This window comes from Actinoplanes cyaneus (assembly GCF_016862095.1).
Lineage (GTDB): Bacteria > Actinomycetota > Actinomycetes > Mycobacteriales > Micromonosporaceae > Actinoplanes > Actinoplanes cyaneus.
In genome coordinates this window covers 328,716-344,008 of record NZ_BOMH01000036.1, presented here as the reverse complement: position 1 = coordinate 344,008, position 15,293 = coordinate 328,716, and the positions used below count along the sequence as shown (strand labels likewise).

14 protein-coding genes are annotated in these 15,293 nt (G+C 71.3%); 2 read left to right on the top strand and 12 right to left on the bottom strand.

Features of this window, described 5'->3' with window-relative positions; translation table 11 throughout:
* Positions 1-125: 125 nt before the first annotated feature.
* The 7 genes from Acy02nite_RS23925 to Acy02nite_RS23895 form a co-directional block, all read right to left on the bottom strand.
* Positions 126-1,019 (bottom strand): NAD(P)-dependent oxidoreductase, encoded by an 894-nt coding sequence (locus tag Acy02nite_RS23925; protein ID WP_264653278.1) that lies wholly within the window; start codon positions 1,017-1,019, stop codon positions 126-128.
* 48 nt (positions 1,020-1,067) lie between these two features.
* A complete protein-coding gene (gene mgrA, locus Acy02nite_RS23920) occupies positions 1,068-2,057 on the bottom strand; it encodes an L-glyceraldehyde 3-phosphate reductase (RefSeq protein WP_239175140.1) in 990 nt (329 codons plus the stop codon).
* A 245-nt stretch (positions 2,058-2,302) separates the two neighbouring features.
* The gene (locus Acy02nite_RS23915) at positions 2,303-2,905 is read right to left on the bottom strand and encodes a hypothetical protein (RefSeq protein ID WP_203744110.1); all 603 of its coding nucleotides are present in this window, start codon (positions 2,903-2,905) and stop codon (positions 2,303-2,305) included.
* On the bottom strand, positions 2,905-4,203 hold the full coding sequence (locus tag Acy02nite_RS23910) for a hypothetical protein (RefSeq protein WP_203744108.1): 1,299 nt from the start codon (positions 4,201-4,203) through the stop codon (positions 2,905-2,907). Before Acy02nite_RS23910 ends, Acy02nite_RS23915 begins: the two co-directional genes overlap by 1 nt.
* On the bottom strand, positions 4,200-5,000 hold the full coding sequence (locus tag Acy02nite_RS23905; RefSeq protein ID WP_203744106.1) for an ABC transporter ATP-binding protein: 801 nt from the start codon (positions 4,998-5,000) through the stop codon (positions 4,200-4,202). The genes Acy02nite_RS23910 and Acy02nite_RS23905 overlap by 4 nt, the downstream gene beginning before the upstream one ends.
* Positions 5,001-5,003: 3 nt before the next feature.
* Positions 5,004-5,798 carry a cupin domain-containing protein gene (locus tag Acy02nite_RS23900; RefSeq protein WP_203744104.1) on the bottom strand — a complete coding sequence of 265 codons (795 nt, stop codon included), beginning with the start codon at positions 5,796-5,798 and terminating at the stop codon, positions 5,004-5,006.
* Positions 5,795-6,349, bottom strand: coding sequence for an RNA polymerase sigma factor (locus Acy02nite_RS23895; protein WP_203744102.1), 555 nt, complete (start codon positions 6,347-6,349; stop codon positions 5,795-5,797). The genes Acy02nite_RS23900 and Acy02nite_RS23895 overlap by 4 nt, the downstream gene beginning before the upstream one ends.
* A gap of 140 nt (positions 6,350-6,489) precedes the next feature.
* Between Acy02nite_RS23895 and Acy02nite_RS23890 the strand changes: the two genes are divergently transcribed.
* Positions 6,490-6,816: a TfoX/Sxy family protein gene (locus Acy02nite_RS23890; protein WP_203744100.1), complete on the top strand. Its 327-nt coding sequence runs from the start codon at positions 6,490-6,492 to the stop codon at positions 6,814-6,816.
* A gap of 15 nt (positions 6,817-6,831) precedes the next feature.
* Here the strand turns inward: Acy02nite_RS23890 and Acy02nite_RS23885 are convergent, their stop codons facing one another.
* The 4 genes from Acy02nite_RS23885 to Acy02nite_RS23870 all read right to left on the bottom strand — a co-directional run bounded on the left by Acy02nite_RS23885 (position 6,832) and on the right by Acy02nite_RS23870 (position 10,849).
* Positions 6,832-7,626 carry a sugar phosphate isomerase/epimerase family protein gene (locus Acy02nite_RS23885; protein ID WP_203744098.1) on the bottom strand — a complete coding sequence of 265 codons (795 nt, stop codon included), beginning with the start codon at positions 7,624-7,626 and terminating at the stop codon, positions 6,832-6,834.
* A complete protein-coding gene (locus Acy02nite_RS23880; protein ID WP_203744096.1) occupies positions 7,623-8,753 on the bottom strand; it encodes a dihydrodipicolinate synthase family protein in 1,131 nt (376 codons plus the stop codon). The genes Acy02nite_RS23885 and Acy02nite_RS23880 overlap by 4 nt, the downstream gene beginning before the upstream one ends.
* Entirely contained in the window at positions 8,753-9,904 is a 1,152-nt protein-coding gene (locus tag Acy02nite_RS23875; protein ID WP_203744094.1) for a Gfo/Idh/MocA family protein, read from the bottom strand. The genes Acy02nite_RS23880 and Acy02nite_RS23875 overlap by 1 nt, the downstream gene beginning before the upstream one ends.
* A gap of 399 nt (positions 9,905-10,303) precedes the next feature.
* Positions 10,304-10,849 carry a hypothetical protein gene (locus tag Acy02nite_RS23870; protein ID WP_203744092.1) on the bottom strand — a complete coding sequence of 182 codons (546 nt, stop codon included), beginning with the start codon at positions 10,847-10,849 and terminating at the stop codon, positions 10,304-10,306.
* Positions 10,850-10,920: 71 nt separating this feature from the next.
* Between Acy02nite_RS23870 and Acy02nite_RS23865 the strand changes: the two genes are divergently transcribed.
* Complete coding sequence (locus Acy02nite_RS23865; RefSeq protein WP_203744090.1) at positions 10,921-11,262, top strand: gamma-glutamylcyclotransferase family protein; 342 nt, start codon at positions 10,921-10,923, stop codon at positions 11,260-11,262.
* Between the two features lie 21 nt (positions 11,263-11,283).
* Here the strand turns inward: Acy02nite_RS23865 and Acy02nite_RS23860 are convergent, their stop codons facing one another.
* Complete coding sequence (locus tag Acy02nite_RS23860; RefSeq protein WP_203744088.1) at positions 11,284-15,228, bottom strand: bifunctional nitrate reductase/sulfite reductase flavoprotein subunit alpha; 3,945 nt, start codon at positions 15,226-15,228, stop codon at positions 11,284-11,286.
* Between the last annotated feature and the right edge of the window lie 65 nt (positions 15,229-15,293).

Below are 15,293 nucleotides of genomic sequence, written 5' to 3'. Positions count from 1 at the left end.
TCAGGGGTGCATCCAAGGGCTGAAGCACCCCTGACGACCAGCTGAACCCGCGCGACCGCCCGGCGGCGCCGGACCACAACTCCGGATTCGTTTGCGCAGGGAAGCCCGGGACGCGTCGCTCGGGGTTACTTGTCGAAGGAGGCGTAGTACGAAGCGGCCATGTCCTCGTCGCCGTGCCCCTGCTCGGCGGCTCGGCGGAAACGCTCGGCACCCGCGGCCGCCACGTCGAGGCGTACGCCCGCGTCGGCGCCGGCACCGACGATCAACCGCGCGTCCTTCTCGGCCGTGACCACCGCGAAGCTCGCCGGCGACAGCCGGTCCTCGAGGATCGCGGACCCCTTCGCCCGCAGGTAACCCATGTCCAGCGGACCGCCCTCGATCAGCCCGAAGAAGTCGGCCGGGTCGACGCCGAGGCCCTTGGCCAGCGCGAGCGTCTCCGCGGCGCCGTGCGTGACGGCCAGGACCCAGCTGTTCGCGACCAGTTTGAGCCGGGTCGCGGCCTCGGTCCAGACGGTGCGCGCGCCGACCGCGTCGAAGACCGGGGCGATCGCGTCACGGTGCTCCGCCGGGCCGGTGGCGAGAACGGTGAGCTGCCCGGCCTCGGCCGGTTGGCGGGTGCCGAGCACCGGCGCGTCGAAGAAGACCAGCCCGTGCTCACCGGCGAACGCGGCCAGGTCGGCGACGTCCGCCAGGCTGGTGGTGGTCGACTGCATCCACAGCACGCCGGGCCGCAACCCGGGAACGGCCTCGGCGATCACGGATCGGACGGTGGCGCCGTCGTACAGCATGGTCAGGATGACGTCGGCGCCGGTCACCGCCTCGGCCGGCGTGTCGGTGACCTGCACGCCGTCCGCGGCGAGCGGCTCGGCCTTGCCACGGTGACGGTTCCAGGCCCGGACGGTGTGCCCGGCGCGGGCCAGGTTGCGAGCCATCGCGGCACCCATGATCCCGGTGCCGAGGACGCTGACGGTGAGTTTCTCGGTCATGGCACCCAAGCTAGGGTCAGTCCGGCGGATCACCCAAGTGTCAGGCGAGGCCCTGGCGGCCCGCTGGACAGACCCTGGCTTTCAGGACTCGCTCGATCGGGCCCACAGGTTGATGCCGGACTCCGTCGCATACTTGTCGATCTCGGCGAGCTCGTCCGCGGTGAACTCGGTGTTGTTCAGCGCGGCCAGATTGTTCTCCAGCTGGGCGACGCTGCTCGCGCCGAGCACCACCGACGTCATCCGCGGGTCCCGCAGTGACCAGGCGATCGCCAGCTGCGCCAGGCTCTGGCCGCGCCGCTCGGCGATCGCGTTCAGCCCGCGGATCTTGGCCAGGTTCTCCTCGGTGAGCCACTCCGGGGTGAGCGACTTCTGCTCGCCGGCGCGTGAACCCTCCGGGATGCCGTTCAGGTAGCGGTCGGTGAGCATGCCCTGGGCCAGCGGGGAGAAGCCGATGCAGCCGGCGCCCTCCTGCTCCAGCACGCCGAGCAGGTCGTCCTCGATCCAGCGGTTCAGCATCGAGTACGACGGCTGGTGGATCAGCAGCGGCGTGCCCAGGTCACGCAGGATCGCGGCGGCCTCGGCGGTCTTCGCCGGGGAGTAGGACGAGATGCCGACGTAGAGCGCCTTGCCCGCGCGGACCGCGGCGTCCAGCGCGCCCATCGTCTCCTCGAGCGGGGTCTCCGGGTCGAAGCGGTGCGAGTAGAAGATGTCCACATAGTCCAGCCCCATCCGCTGGAGGGACTGGTCGAGGGACGCCGTCAGGTACTTCCGGGAGCCGTGGTCACCGTAGGGGCCGGGCCACATGTCGTAGCCGGCCTTGGTCGAGATGACCAGCTCATCCCGGTACGGCCGGAAATCCTCGGCGAGCAGCCGGCCGAAGTTGACCTCGGCGGAACCGTAGGGCGGACCGTAGTTGTTCGCCAGGTCGAAGTGCGTGACACCGAGGTCGAAGGCGCGGCGCAGCACCGCCCGCTGCGTCTCGATCGGCTTGTCGTCGCCGAAGTTGTGCCACAGGCCGAGCGAGATCGCCGGCAGTTTCAGTCCGCTGCGCCCGGTCCGGCGGAACTCCATGGAGTCGTAGCGGGTGGGCGCGGCCGTAAAGGAAGTCACTGTTGATTCTTATCGCAGAAGCGGCGGCTCCGCTGAGTGTCGAGGGCAACCCGTTCCCGGGTACGGCCATGGCCGCTCACCTCGACCCGGAGTCCCGCTGCGCGCCGGCCGGCTCCCAGGCGTGTGACGGGGACCGGAGGAACCCCTGGGAGCCGGCCGGCAAGCTGGGCCGCGTTTCGTCGTTCGGACGATCAGCGGGACATGGCCTAAACCGCGGCCTCGGCGACCGCTCGGCGGGGCGGGCCGGCCAGCGTGTACGCCGCGAGCCCGCCGACCGCCAGCACCAGCGCCGTCACCGCCGCCGGGCCGCATCGCGGGTCCTGCCCCTGCCAGGTGAGGACCTGCCCGAGCCGGGTCTCCGACTGCGAGTACAGCGTCGCCGCCAGGGTCCAGCCGAGCGGCACGAACCACGATCGGGCGGGGCTGATCACCGTGGCGCACAGCGCGGTCAGCCCGAGCAGCCCCGCCGCGTCCCGCACCACCAGCAGCGCCGGGCTGAAGCGGGCCGGGGTGACCAGGGTGATCGCGAGCAACCCCACCACGATGGTCATGGCTGCGAGCACGTGCGCGGCCCGACGTGGCGGCCAGGGCAGCGCGGCGGTGCGGTCGAGGGCTGCGTCCGGGCTGACCAGGGTCGGCGTCAGGGCCGTCACCATCAGGAGGACCGTCAGGACGACCATGGCCGGGCCCACCTCGCGGCTGTCGGAGGCGGCCACCCACATGGACCACATCAGGACGGCGCAGCCCACCGCCATGGCCACGGCCAGCGGCGCGCGCCGCGAGCGCAGGTACAGCACGAGCCACCGCATCACTTGCACCTCAGGGCCGCGTCACGAACCGCACTGACCTTGGCGGTCGCCTGGTCGGCGGGGAGTTCACGCAGCTCCTGCCAGCGGATTACGGCGTCGGCGATGACGTCCGGCGCGACATCGGGGATGACGTCCGGCGCGTCGTCCGGCGCGTCAGCGACCGGCTGCCGCCCGATCATCCAATACGCCGCGGCGAGCGCGTCGGGCCACGCGGGGCCCTTGTCGCAGTCGTAAGGGCTGGCGAACACCGAGATCACGATCTTTGCTGTCAGGTCGCTCGTCTTGCCGGCCCTGATCGGGACCAGTGCGACGTCGGCGGCTCGCGGGGCCGGGACGTACGGCAGATAGGTGGTGTTGTCCTCGTGCACCTGAGTCGGCGTGCCCGGCAGTTTCGCCAGGATCGTCAGCGCTTCCCGGGCCCGCGGGACGATCTCCGGCAGCAGTCCCTCGTGCACCCGGCTGACGCAGACTCGCGCCTCGTCCTGCGCGCAGACCAGCTCCTTCGCGACCGGGTCGACGGAGTCGACGACGAGCCTGTTCTGGTGGGGCATGACGGTGATCGCCAGCGCGGCGCCGAGCGCCACCGGCACCAGCGCCGCGAACCGCGACCGCCGGCCACTGGACGCGAACAGCAGCACCCCGGCGACCGCGAGCCCGGCCAGCCAGATCGCCTGCGCGGCGCTGATCCGCCCCGGGACGGTCGTGTAGGCGTCCGGCAGGTTCATCTCGTAGATCGGCGAGAAGACCAGCGCCAGCCAGCCCCGGGGACGGGTGATGGCGGGAATCGTCAGCAGCAGGCCGAGGCCGGCCACGCCCAGGGTGGGCGCGGTGGCGAGCCAGGGCAGCAGGCGGCCGACGGCCAGGCCGAGCCAGACCCCGGCGAGCAGCGCCAGCGCGCCGACCGCGACGACGGCCACGACCGCCATCGGCAGGTACTCCGCGGTGCTGATGATCGACACTGCGCCGACGACACCCATCAGCAGGTAGGCCGCGATGATCGTCACGGCCATCGCGCCGAGCGTCGGCACCACGCGCTGGACGCGCGGCCGCGGGGTGCTGGCGAACAGCTCGGTCACGTTCGACTGCCGCTCGCGGCGGCCCTGCCAGGCGCCGGCGGCCAGCGCGAGCGGCCAGAGCAGCGCGAGGTAGAGCCGCTGGGCCATGACCAGTTGCATCCAGCTGGTCGACCATCCCGTCTCGTCGACCAGGTAGAGCAGGGCGACGCCGACGGCCAGCAGGATCAGGGCCGAGCCGAGCGCGGCCGAACGGCGGATCTCGATGCTCAGGGCGCGGCTCACCGGCCCGCCTCCGCCCGGTGCCGGCGCAGCAGCGCCGAATAGCCCCGCTCGGCCGGGCTGTCCCCGGCGTCACCGGCACTGCCCTGCGCGATCAGATCATCCGGTGTGCCCTGGTAGAGGATCCGGCCCTCGTGCATCATCACCACGTCGCTGCACGCGGCGACCACGTCCTCCACCAGGTGCGTGGAGACCAGGACGCAGCAGTCCGTCCCCAGGTCGCGCAGCAGCTCACGGAAGTCGAGGCGCTGCTCCGGGTCGAGGCCGACGGTCGGCTCGTCCAGCAGCAGGATCGCGGGGTCGTTGACGATCGCCTGGGCGATGCCGGCCCGGCGCAGCATGCCGCCGGAGAGCGTCTTCATCCGCGAGCCGGCCCGGTCGGCGAGCCCGACCCGTTCGATCGCCCGCTGCACCGCACCGGGCACCAGGGATTTCGGCATCTCCTTGAGCCAGGCCATGTACTCCACGAACTCGCGCACCGTGAATCGCGGGTAGAAACCGAACTGCTGCGGCAGGTAACCCAGGCCGCGACGCACCCGCCGCAGGTCGGCACGCCCGTCGACGGACTCGCCGAGCAGGGTCAGCTTGCCGCCGGCCGGCTCCAGCACGGTGGCCAGGGCGCGCATCAGCGTGGTCTTGCCGGCGCCGTTCGGACCGAGCAGGCCGTGCACGCCGGTGCCCAGGGCCAGGTCGAGCCCGTCGACGGCCAGGTGCCGACCGGCGCGAACCCGCAGCCCTTCGGCGTGCACCGTCCAGGGATGCGTGGTCGGGGCGGTCTCGGCCGCGCTCACCGTTCGCATGGGTCATCTCCTCCTGAGAAAGCGGTCGGCGCGGGTCATCGCGACGGCTGCGGTGGCAACCACGATCAACGCCCAGACGCCGAGACTGCCCGGCGCGAGCACGACCGGGAGGTGGGCGGTGAAGACCGCCGGCACGGCCACCACGGAACCCCACGCGGCCGCCAGACCGAGGGCGGCGAGCCGCACCCCGACGAAGGCGCCCAGGGCGATCGCGGTGGTGGTGAAGGCCAGGCACGGCAGCAGTGCCAGGGCCAGTGAGACTCCGGTCCGGTCGGTGGCCAGCCCGAGCATCGGGATGATCACCGCGAGCACGGTGGCGGTCCGCCGCAGCAGCAGTGGCAGGCCGGCCGACGGAGTGGTGGCGATCAACTCCCACGCCGGGTCGCTGCCGCGGCTCCACGCGACCGCCACCGCGGGCAGCGGAGCGACCGGAGCCAGCAGCAGCACCAGGGACGGCAGGCTCGGCTCCAGCACCTGGAGCAGCACCGCGCAGGCGAGGACCGCCGCCGTCATGGTCAGCCACGGAACCAGCTGCCAGACCAGCCAGCGGTGCCGCGTCGCGGACCAGCGCCGCCGAGCCGGGACGGGCGCCGGACCGGCCGTGATGCCCTGATCCACCCCGTTGCTCACCCGATCGAGCAGGGTCAGGACATCCTCGGGCGTGCTGCCGGCCAGCCGGGCCCGGCAGTCGGCGCACCCCTCCAGGTGCACCTCGACGGACCACAGCGTGGCCTCGTCCAGATCGAGATCGCCGCCGGCGTAGCGCGAGATCACCGAGGGACTGGGGTGATCGGTCATGACAGCGCCTCCCGCAGTGCGATCCGGGCCCGCCGCGCCCGGGATTTGACGGTGCCCTCGGGCACGCCGAGCAGCAGCGACGTCTCCCGCACGGAGAGCCCGTCGAGAACCATGGCCCGCAGCACCTGCCGCACGTCCGCGGGCAGCGTCAGCAGGGCCTGCTCCATCTCCTGACCGACCCGGCCGGCCATCACCTCGTCCTCGGCGGCCGGGGCGGGAGCCGGGGCCACCGCAAGCGCGGCCGGCAGGTCGCGGCGCCGGGCACGCCGGCGGAACGCGTCGACCAGCCGGTTCGCCGCGATGGTCCAGAGCCACCCGAGGGCGCTGCCGGAGGTGGCCGAGCCGGCGAAGTCACCAGCGGCCCGCCAGACGGCGAGGTAGGTCTCCTGCATCACGTCGGCGACCACGTCCTCGTCGGCGCAGCGCCGGCGCAGCCGGACGGCGAGCCACGGCGACGTGCGCCGATAGAGCTCGTCGAAGGCATGTCGATCGCCGGTTGCGGTGCGGCGAACGAGTTCCGCCTCGTCGGCCGCGTCCAGACTTCGTCTCACGTCAGGCAAGACGACGGCAACTCGCTCACGGTTCTCCAGCCAGAGTGGCGTGAGTCACAGTGTATCGCCGGGCCGGGCGCTGCCCCGCGAATCGCGCGCGGCGACGGCCCTGGCCGGGGAGGCATGGCCTACCTTGGGGCATGGCCTTCGACGAGTCTCTCGCGGAACGGATCCGGGACACCCTCGCGGACGTGGACGGCGTGACCGACAAGCGGATGTTCGGCGGGATCACGTTCATGGTCGAGGGCAACATGGCCGTCGGCGTGATGGGCGACGACCTCATCGTGCGGCTCGGTCAGCAGGCCGCCGAGTCCGCGCTGGCCGAGCCGGGCACGCGCGTCTTCGACTTCACCGGCCGCCCGATGAAGAACTGGGTCGTCGTCGACGGCGATCGCCTCGACGACGAGGGCCTGGCCCGCTGGGTGCGGGCCGGCCTCGACTTCGCGAGTTCCCTGCCGCCGAAGTAGAAGATCCGAAACCCTCTAGAACACGCTTCGGTACGCCGTGAGCGTCGCGTCCAGCACCTCGCGCCCGGGTCGCTCCCACAGCCCGGCGTTCATCACCTCGACCTCGATCGGCCCGGTGTACCCGGCCTTCTCCACCGCCTCGTGGAAGGCGCGCATGTCGACGCAGCCGTCCCCGGGCAGCCCACGGCCGGTCAGCACACCCTCCGGCAGCGGCGTGATCCAGTCCGCGAGCTGGTAGATCGCGATCCGTTCGCCAGCCCTGGCGATCTTCTCCAGCACCGTGTCGTCCCACCACAGGTGGTACGTGTCGACGGTGACCCCGACCTGCCCGGCCGGGTGCTGCGCGGCGATCGCCATGGCCTGGTCCCAGGTGTTGATCACGCAACGGTCCGCGGCGTACATCGGGTGCAGCGGCTCGATCGCCAGCGTCACCCCCGCGCCGGCCGCGTACGGCGCCAGCTGCCCGATCGCGTCGGCCACGTGCAGCCGGGCGCCCGCGATGTCCTTCGACCCCTCGGGCAGGCCACCGGAGACCAGCACCAGGACGGACGTGTCCAGGGCAACGGCTTCGTCGATGGCCCGGCGGTTGTCGTCGTACCAACCGGGAAGTTGGAAGAATCCACTGCGGCACAGCGTCGTCACGGAGAGGCCGGCATCCCGGACCAGCCGGGCGGAGCGCTCCAGGCCGTGCTCGGCGACCGGCTCGCGCCAGAGCGCCACCTTGTCGACGCCGGCCTCGACGCAACCGGCGACCAGGTCCGGCAGATCCCACAACTTGGCCGTGATCTGGTTGAACGAGAACCGGCTCATCCGGCCATCACCTCGAAGAATCGGTTGGCCCGGTGGGCGGCCAGGTCGGGGTCGGGCAGCAGGCCGGCCGCGTCGGCCAGCTCGATCAACGTGGCGAAGTGCGGCACCGAGCGGCCCGACTGCAGGCCGCCGACCATGGTGAAGTGCGACTGGTGGCCGGCCAGCCAGGCGAGGAAGACGATGCCGGTCTTGTAGTAGAACGTCGGCTTCTCGAAGATGTGCCGGGAGAGCGGGACCGTCGGGGCGAGGATCCGGTCGTACGATTCCAGGTCGCCCTCGTCCAGCGCGGCGAACGCGGCCGCGGCGGCGGGCGCGATCGCCGCGAAGATGCCGAGCAGCGCATCCGAGTACCCCTGCTCGTCACCGCGGATGAGCTGCGGATAGTTGAAGTCGTCACCGGTGTAGAGCCGGACACCGGCCGGAAGGCGCCGGCGGAGGCGGATCTCGTGGTCGGCGTCGAGCAGCGAGATCTTGATGCCGTCGACCTTCGCGGGGTTCGCGTTGATCAGCTCGAGGACCGTCTCGGTGGCCTTGTCCACGTCGGACGAGCCCCAGTAGCCCTCGAGCGCCGGGTCGAACGCGGTGCCGAGCCAGTGCAGCACGACCGGCTCGTCCGAGAGGTCGAGCAGCGGGCGGTAGATCGCCAGGTAGTCGTCGGCGTCCCGCGCGGTGGCGGCCAGGTGCCGGCTGCACATCAGGACCGGCCCGGCGCCCGCGGAGAGCACGTCCTCGAGCTGGTCACGGTAGGCGGACGAGACCTGGGCGAGAGTCGCCGGCCCGGGCGGCAGCTGGTCGGTGGCGACGCCCGCCACGATCCGGCCCTCGGCCGCGGTCGCGCTGCGCCGGATCAGCTCCCTGGTCGCGGCGTAGTCCAGGCCCATCCCCCGCTGCGCGGTGTCCATCGCCTCGGCCACCCCCAGGCCGTGCGACCACAGGTGCCGCCGGAACGCGAGCGTGGCCTCCCAGTCGAGCACGGCCGGTGCACCCGGCGCGTTCTGCGCCTTCGGATCCGCGACGACGTGCGCCGCGGCGTACGCAATCCGGGTCCTGGGTTGGCTCGCAGGCTTTTCCCAGGTTGTCCGGCCGGAGAGGGTGAGCGGACCGGACGGCAGGTTCACGACGGCCATCAGGAGTTCCCCAGCTCGATGCGGCGACCCTCGCGGGCGGACTGCAGGCCGGCCTCGGCGAGCCGGACACCGCGGGCGCCGGAGCCGAAGTCCCAGTGGAACGCCTCGCCGGCGACGACGTGCCGCAGGAACGCCTCCCACTGCACCTTGAAACCGTTGTCGAACTCGTCGTTGTCCGGCACCTCGGTCCACTGGTCGCGGAACGACTTGCCGGTCAGCGGCAGGTCCGGGTTCCACACCGGCTTCGGCGTGGTCGCCCGGTGCTGGATCTTGCAGCCGCGCAAGCCGGCGACGGCGCTGCCGTGCGTGCCGTCGACCTGGAACTCGACCAGCTCGTCCCGGTTCACCCGGACCGCCCAGGACGAGTTGATCTGAGCGACGATGCCGCCCTCCAGCTCGAAGATCGCGTAGGCCGCGTCGTCGGCGTCGGCCGCATACTCCTCACCGCGCTCGTCCACCCGGGCCGGGACGTGCGTGGCGATCGTGGTCTGCACCCCGCGGACCGCGCCGAACAGCTCCTCCAGCACGTAGTTCCAGTGCGGGAACATGTCCATCACGATGCCGCCGCCGTCGGCGAGCCGGTAGTTCCAGCTCGGGCGCTGCGCGGCCTGCCAGTCGCCCTCGAACACCCAGTAGCCGAACTCGCCGCGCACCGACAGGATCCGGCCGAAGAAGCCGCCGTCGATCAGGCGCTTGAGTTTGCGCAGGCCCGGCAGGAACAGCTTGTCCTGCACCACGCCGTTGCGGATGCCGGCCGCCTCGGCCAGATCGGCCAGTTCCTGCGCCGCGACCGAGCTCTCGGCCAGCGGCTTCTCCGTGTAGACGTGCTTGCCGGCCGCGATCGCCGCCCGGATCGCCTTCTCCCGGCGCTGGGTGACCTGCGCGTCGAAGTAGATCTCCGCGTCCGGCCGGGCGAGCGCGGCGTCCAGGTCGGTGGTCCACTCGGTCAGGCCGTGCTGCGCGGCGATGCCGGCGAGCTTGTCCGGGTCGCGGCCGACCAGGATCGGCTCGGGCCAGATGTGCCCGCCGCCGGGCAGGGCAACGCCGCCCTGCTCACGGATGGCGAGCAGGGAGCGGACCAGGTGCTGCCGGTAGCCCATCCGGCCGGTCACGCCGTTGAGGATGATGCCAATCGATCGCCGCGCGGCCATGTACGGTTACCTCCGAGTATCAAGGAAAGCGCTTTCCTGCTGCTTGCAGCGTAAGACGCAAGCCGCGCCGGAACAAGGCCTACTTCGAGCTGTCGCGAACTCCGCCAGCCCTGGCACGCTGAACATTCGCGCGAGGCAGACGAGCCGGCGTTTCTTGGACGCAAGCTGACGGCTCTGGCGCTCCGCGCGGCGGCCGTCAGGGCCGCGAATCCTCCAGGACCGTCCATGATGTCGCCGAGCTGCGCGGCCGAGGGGAACGCGGTAGCCGATCTCGCCGGGCGGATGCCGACAGTGGTCAGGTGTGTACCGGGAATGTCGCGGAACTCGTCATGCTGGACCGCAACCCGCTCGACGGCCCTTTGCCGGACATAGCGAGAGGCCCGTCGGCGGCGAGCGCGTCTACTCCCGCTGGTCCAGCGCGCGGAGCAGGCACTCGCGGCAGATGTCGGGGCTGTCCCACTCGGCGAAGAGATCCTGGTCGGGCGGCTCCTCCGGCCGTTCCTCCGCCGGGCCCCAGAAACTGCAGAGGTTCCGGTACGGCAGCGGGGTGTCCAGCACGGGCGCCCCGCACAGGCCGCGTCCGTGCACTTGCGACAAATGCCGCCGCCCGTCGACGCTGCCCCGGGTCAGCTCGTTGTGCCCCTGGAGATTCCGGAAGTGGTACGACACCACCGGCCCCAGCACCCGCTGCTGTCGCGGACAGTAAACGGCGTGCCAGCGGCAATCGTCCGGCGCGGGGCTGATCACCACGGGAATCAGCTCGTCGATCGGGGCGTGTGGCCGTTCCGGGAACGTCGGCAGCGGCTCGCCGGTCGGCTCCGCTCGGTGATGTTCCACGTGGAACGCCTGGTACAAATCGGACGCCAGCGCCGCCACGACGGTGCTGTAACGCGCATACCGCTCGGTGCCGTCCGGGAAGCGGATCGTGGCCATCCAGGTACCCACCGCAACCTCCCCAGTCCTACAACCCGGGACGAACGCTAATCCGGCATGGCAATACCGGGCAGGATCAGGGCATGCCTTTGCTCTTCTCGTACGGCACCCTGCAGGATCCCGCGGTTCAGCGGGCCAACTTCGGACGGGAACTGGAGAGCCGGGCGGCCACGCTCCCCGGGTACGCGGAGCGGCTCCTGGAGATCACCGATCCGGACGTCGTCGCGACCAGCGGAAAGACGCACCACCCGATCGTCGTGGAGACCGGCGAGGACACCGACCGGGTGCCGGGCACGGTCTTCGAGGTGACCGACGAGGAGCTGATCGCCGCCGACAAGTACGAGGTGGGCGACTACCACCGCGTGCTGCTGTCGCTCGACTCCGGCGTGCGGGCCTGGGTCTACGTGAGCGCCGCCGCCTACTGAGGTTCAGCCGCCCGCAGGGGCTCAGTAGACGTCCCGGACGTAACGCTTGTCGGCGGCGAGCTGCTTCAGGTAAGCGGTGGCGGCCTCCGGCGACAGCCGCCCGTGGTTGACAGCGATCTCGTGCAGCGCCCGGTCCACGTCCTTGGCCATCCGGCTGGCGTCGCCGCAGACGTAGAAGTGGGCGCCGTCCTTGAGCCACGCCCACAGGTGGGCGCCCTGTTCGCGCATCCGGTCCTGCACGTAGACCTTGGCCCGCTGATCCCGGGAGAACGCCAGGTCGAGCCGGGTCAGCGTGCCCGCCGCGGAGAGCGCCGCCAACTCCTCCCGGTAGTAGAAATCGGTCTCGCGGCGCTGCTCGCCGAAGAACAACCAGTTCCCGCCGGACGCGCCGGTCGCCTGCCGCTCCTGCAGGAAGCCGAGGAAAGGCGCCACGCCGGTGCCCGGCCCCACCATGATCATCGGAGTGGCCGGGTCGGCCGGCGGGCGGAAGTGCGGCGCTTTCTGCACGAACAGCGGCACCTCCAGGTCGAGCGCCGAGTCGGCCAGGTGCGTCGAGCAGACACCCTTGCGTGATCGCCCGAGCAGGCTGTCGAAGCGGACCACCGACACGGTCAGGCTCACCCGATCCGGGTCGACCAGCGGGGTGGAGCTGATCGAATACAGCCGGGGCTGGAGCCGCTTCAGCACGCCTGCCCACTCCTGCGCGGACGCCCGCACGCCCTGCTCGCCGATCAGGTCGGCGGCCTGCCGGCCCCACGCCCACTTGGCCAGCTCGCCCTTGTTGTCGGGCCGCAGCAATGTCTTGAGCTGCGCGTCCCCGCCGCGCTCGGCGGTGAACCGCAGCAGGTCCGTGGTGATCTTCGTGATGTCCAGGTGCCGGGCGAGCGCCTCACCGAACGGGATCATGCCGACCTTGTCCAGCTCGACAGCGGTGTCCCGGGCCAGCCCGGTGACGGTCAGCCACTCCTCGACCAGCTCCGGGTCGTTGACCGGCCACACGCCGAGCGCGTCGCCGGCCTGGTAGTCGAGCAGCCCGCCGGTGTCGAACGTGAACCGGCGCACCTCCTTCGCCGAGCCGGGACCGCTGAGCAGCCGGTTCCCGACCAGCGCGGACTTCAGCGGGGCCGCCTTGGTCGGGGCCGGGACCGGTTTGGCGGTCAGCGCCGTGACGACCGCTTCCAGCCAGCCGGCCGCGGTGTCCTCGAAGTCCGGCTCGCAGTCCACCCGCGGCGCGAGCCGGACGGCGCCCAGCTCGGCGAGACGTTCGTCGAGGCGGCGGCCGTGCCCGCAGAAGTCGTCGTAGCTGGAGTCACCGAACGCCAGCACCGCGAACCGGCGGCCGTCCAGCCGGGGCGCGCCGTCACCGGCGATCGACTGCCAGAACGCGGCGCCGTTGTCGGGCGCGTCCCCGTCGCCGAACGTGCTGGTCACGACGAGCAGGTCGGCTTCCGGGTCGAGGAGCTCACCGGCGGCGGCGTCCATCTCCCGTACCGAAATCTGGTGTCCGGTCGTGGAAAGCCTTTCGGACAGGCCTCGCGCGAAGTCCTCGGCGTTGCCGGTCTGCGACGCCCACAGGATCTGCAGCCGGGGGCCGGCCGGGGCTTTCCGATCAAGGGCCTTCTCCGGTACGGCGATGAACACGCCCGCGAGCAGCCCGTTCACCCACATCGCGGTGGCCGGGTCGAACGGCGCGTTGTCCGGCAGCACCGGCGGGCCGGGGTGGGCCGGCGGCAACCCGGCGAGGAAGCCGGCCAGGTAGCGACGCTGACCGTCGGTGAGCACCGGCGGCGCCGGGTCCAGCCCGAGCATGTCGTGGATCGAGGTCGTCTCCGTCACCGGCGCCGGAGCGTGCACCTTGGACAGCTGGACCGCGCACACCTTCAGCTCCGGCTGGAAGCTGAGCGGGTCCACGGCGTCGCTGGTCACGGCGTTGACGCTGACGTACTCGCCGAACAGGTCGTTCCAGTGGAACGGCGCGAAGCAGGCGCCCGGCATCACCCGGTCGGTGACCACGGCGGGCAGCACCGCCCGGCCGCGCCGCGACTCGATCTCGATCTGGTCGCCCTCGGCGATGCCGCGCGCCGCCGCGTCCGCCGGGTTGATCTCCACGAACGGGCCCGGGTTGAGCTTGTTGAGCTTGGTGATCTTGCCGGTCTTGGTCATCGTGTGCCACTGGTGCTGCAGGCGGCCGGTGTTCAGCACGAACGGGTAGTCGTCGTCGGGCAGCTCGGCCGGGTCCAGGTGCGGGCGGGCGTGGAACATCGCCTTCCCGCTGGCGGTGGCGAAGCGGAACCCCCCGTCCCCGGTGCGGTAGCGGATCGGGTTGCGGGACGGCCCGCCGGGCGCGGCCGGCCACTGCACGGGCCCCTCGGCGAGCCGCTCGTAGGTGACTCCGCGCAGGTCATAGCCGGTCTGCGGGTTCGCGAACTGTTTGATCTCGTCGAGGATCTGCGCCGCGCTCTCGTACCCGAAAGCCTCCTCGTAGCCCATCGCGGCGGCGATCCGGGCGATCAGCATCCAGTCCGGCATCGCCTCGCCGGGCGCGTCGGCCACCGGGTGCACGAGCGTCAGGTTGCGCTCGGAGTTGATCATGATGCCGTCGGTCTCCGACCACATCGCGGCCGGCAGCGCGATGTCGGCGTACGCGTTCGTCTCGGTCTCCGCGAACGCGTCCTGTGTGATCACCAGCTCGGCGGCCTCCAGCCCGGCGATCACCGTCTTCCGGTTGCCGACCGACGCGACCGGATTGGTGCAGATGATCCAGCAGGCCCTGATCCGGCCGGCCGCCATCTGCTCGAACATGTCGACGGTGCCCTTGCCGACGTCGGTGCGCAGCGTCCCGCCGGGCACTCCCCACACCCGCTCGGTGAACTCGCGGTCGGCCGGGACCAGCACCGATCGCTGGCCGGGCAGGCCGGGGCCCATGTAGCCCATCTCCCGGCCGCCCATCGCGTTCGGCTGGCCGGTCAGCGAGAACGGGCCGCTCCCGGTCCGGCAGATCGCGCCGGTCGCCAGGTGCAGATTGCAGATGGCGTTGGTGTTCCAGGTGCCGTGGGTGCTCTGGTTCAGCCCCATGGTCCAGAGCGTGACCCAGTTCTCGCTCTCGTCGATCCAGGCGGCAGCCGTCCGGATGTCCGCCTCCGGAATGCCGGTCAGCTCGGCCACCCGCTCCGGCGGGTAGTCGGCGAGCAACTCCGGCATCGCGGCCCAGCCCTCGGTGTGGTTCGCGATGAACTCCTCGTCCTTGCCGACGAGGTGCAGCAGGCCGTTGAGCAGCGCCAGGTCGGTGCCCGGGCGGATCTGCAGGAACAGGTCGGCCTTGTCGGCGGTGGCGTTGCGCCGCGGGTCGACGACGATCAGCTTCGCGCCGGCCTTGACCCGCTCCATCATCCGCAGGAACAGGATCGGATGGCAGTCCGCCATGTTCGCGCCGATCACGAAGAAGACGTCGGCGTGATCCAGGTCGTCGTAGGAGCCGGGCGGGCCGTCAGCGCCCAGCGACAACTTGTAGCCGGTGCCGGCGCTGGCCATGCAGAGCCGCGAGTTCGACTCGATGTTGTTGGTCCCGAGGTAGCCCTTGACCAGCTTGTTCGCCAGGTACTGAGCCTCCAGCGTCATCTGACCGGAAACGTACATGGCGAACGCGTCCGGGCCGTGCTCGTCGACGATCGCCCGGAGGCGGCGCGCGGTCTCCGCGATCGCCTCGTCCAGAGGTTGCTTCTGCGGCTCGGCGCCGCGCTCCTCACGCACCATCGCGTAGCCCAGCCGGCCGTCGGCCGCGAGCAGGTCCGCGCTGGTCGCGCCTTTCGTGCAGAGCCGGCCGCCATTGGCCGGATGATCCTTGTCACCAATCACCTTGAGCACCCGGCGGCGACCGCCGGAGTCCTCGGCGACGTCCAGCACCATGCCGCAGCCCACGCCGCAATAGCCGCAAACGGTGCGCACCTGAGTGACATCGGCGGCCACAGGCAGATCCCTTCCGTCCGACGCGTCGTCCTCGAACGGTCACGCTAGGAAGTCGCCATTACCGC

Excerpts from the sequence above, each read along its gene's own strand:
- mgrA (WP_239175140.1), bottom strand. The coding sequence starts at position 2,057 with ATGGAGTTCCGCCGGACCGGGCGCAGCGGACTGAAACTGCCGGCGATC.
- Acy02nite_RS23915 (WP_203744110.1), bottom strand. The coding sequence starts at position 2,905 with ATGCGGTGGCTCGTGCTGTACCTGCGCTCGCGGCGCGCGCCGCTGGCC.
- Acy02nite_RS23905 (WP_203744106.1), bottom strand. The coding sequence starts at position 5,000 with ATGCGAACGGTGAGCGCGGCCGAGACCGCCCCGACCACGCATCCCTGG.
- Acy02nite_RS23900 (WP_203744104.1), bottom strand. The coding sequence starts at position 5,798 with ATGACCGATCACCCCAGTCCCTCGGTGATCTCGCGCTACGCCGGCGGC.
- Acy02nite_RS23890 (WP_203744100.1), top strand. The coding sequence starts at position 6,490 with ATGGCCTTCGACGAGTCTCTCGCGGAACGGATCCGGGACACCCTCGCG.
- Acy02nite_RS23885 (WP_203744098.1), bottom strand. The coding sequence starts at position 7,626 with ATGAGCCGGTTCTCGTTCAACCAGATCACGGCCAAGTTGTGGGATCTG.
- Acy02nite_RS23880 (WP_203744096.1), bottom strand. The coding sequence starts at position 8,753 with ATGGCCGTCGTGAACCTGCCGTCCGGTCCGCTCACCCTCTCCGGCCGG.
- Acy02nite_RS23875 (WP_203744094.1), bottom strand. The coding sequence starts at position 9,904 with ATGGCCGCGCGGCGATCGATTGGCATCATCCTCAACGGCGTGACCGGC.
- Acy02nite_RS23865 (WP_203744090.1), top strand. The coding sequence starts at position 10,921 with ATGCCTTTGCTCTTCTCGTACGGCACCCTGCAGGATCCCGCGGTTCAG.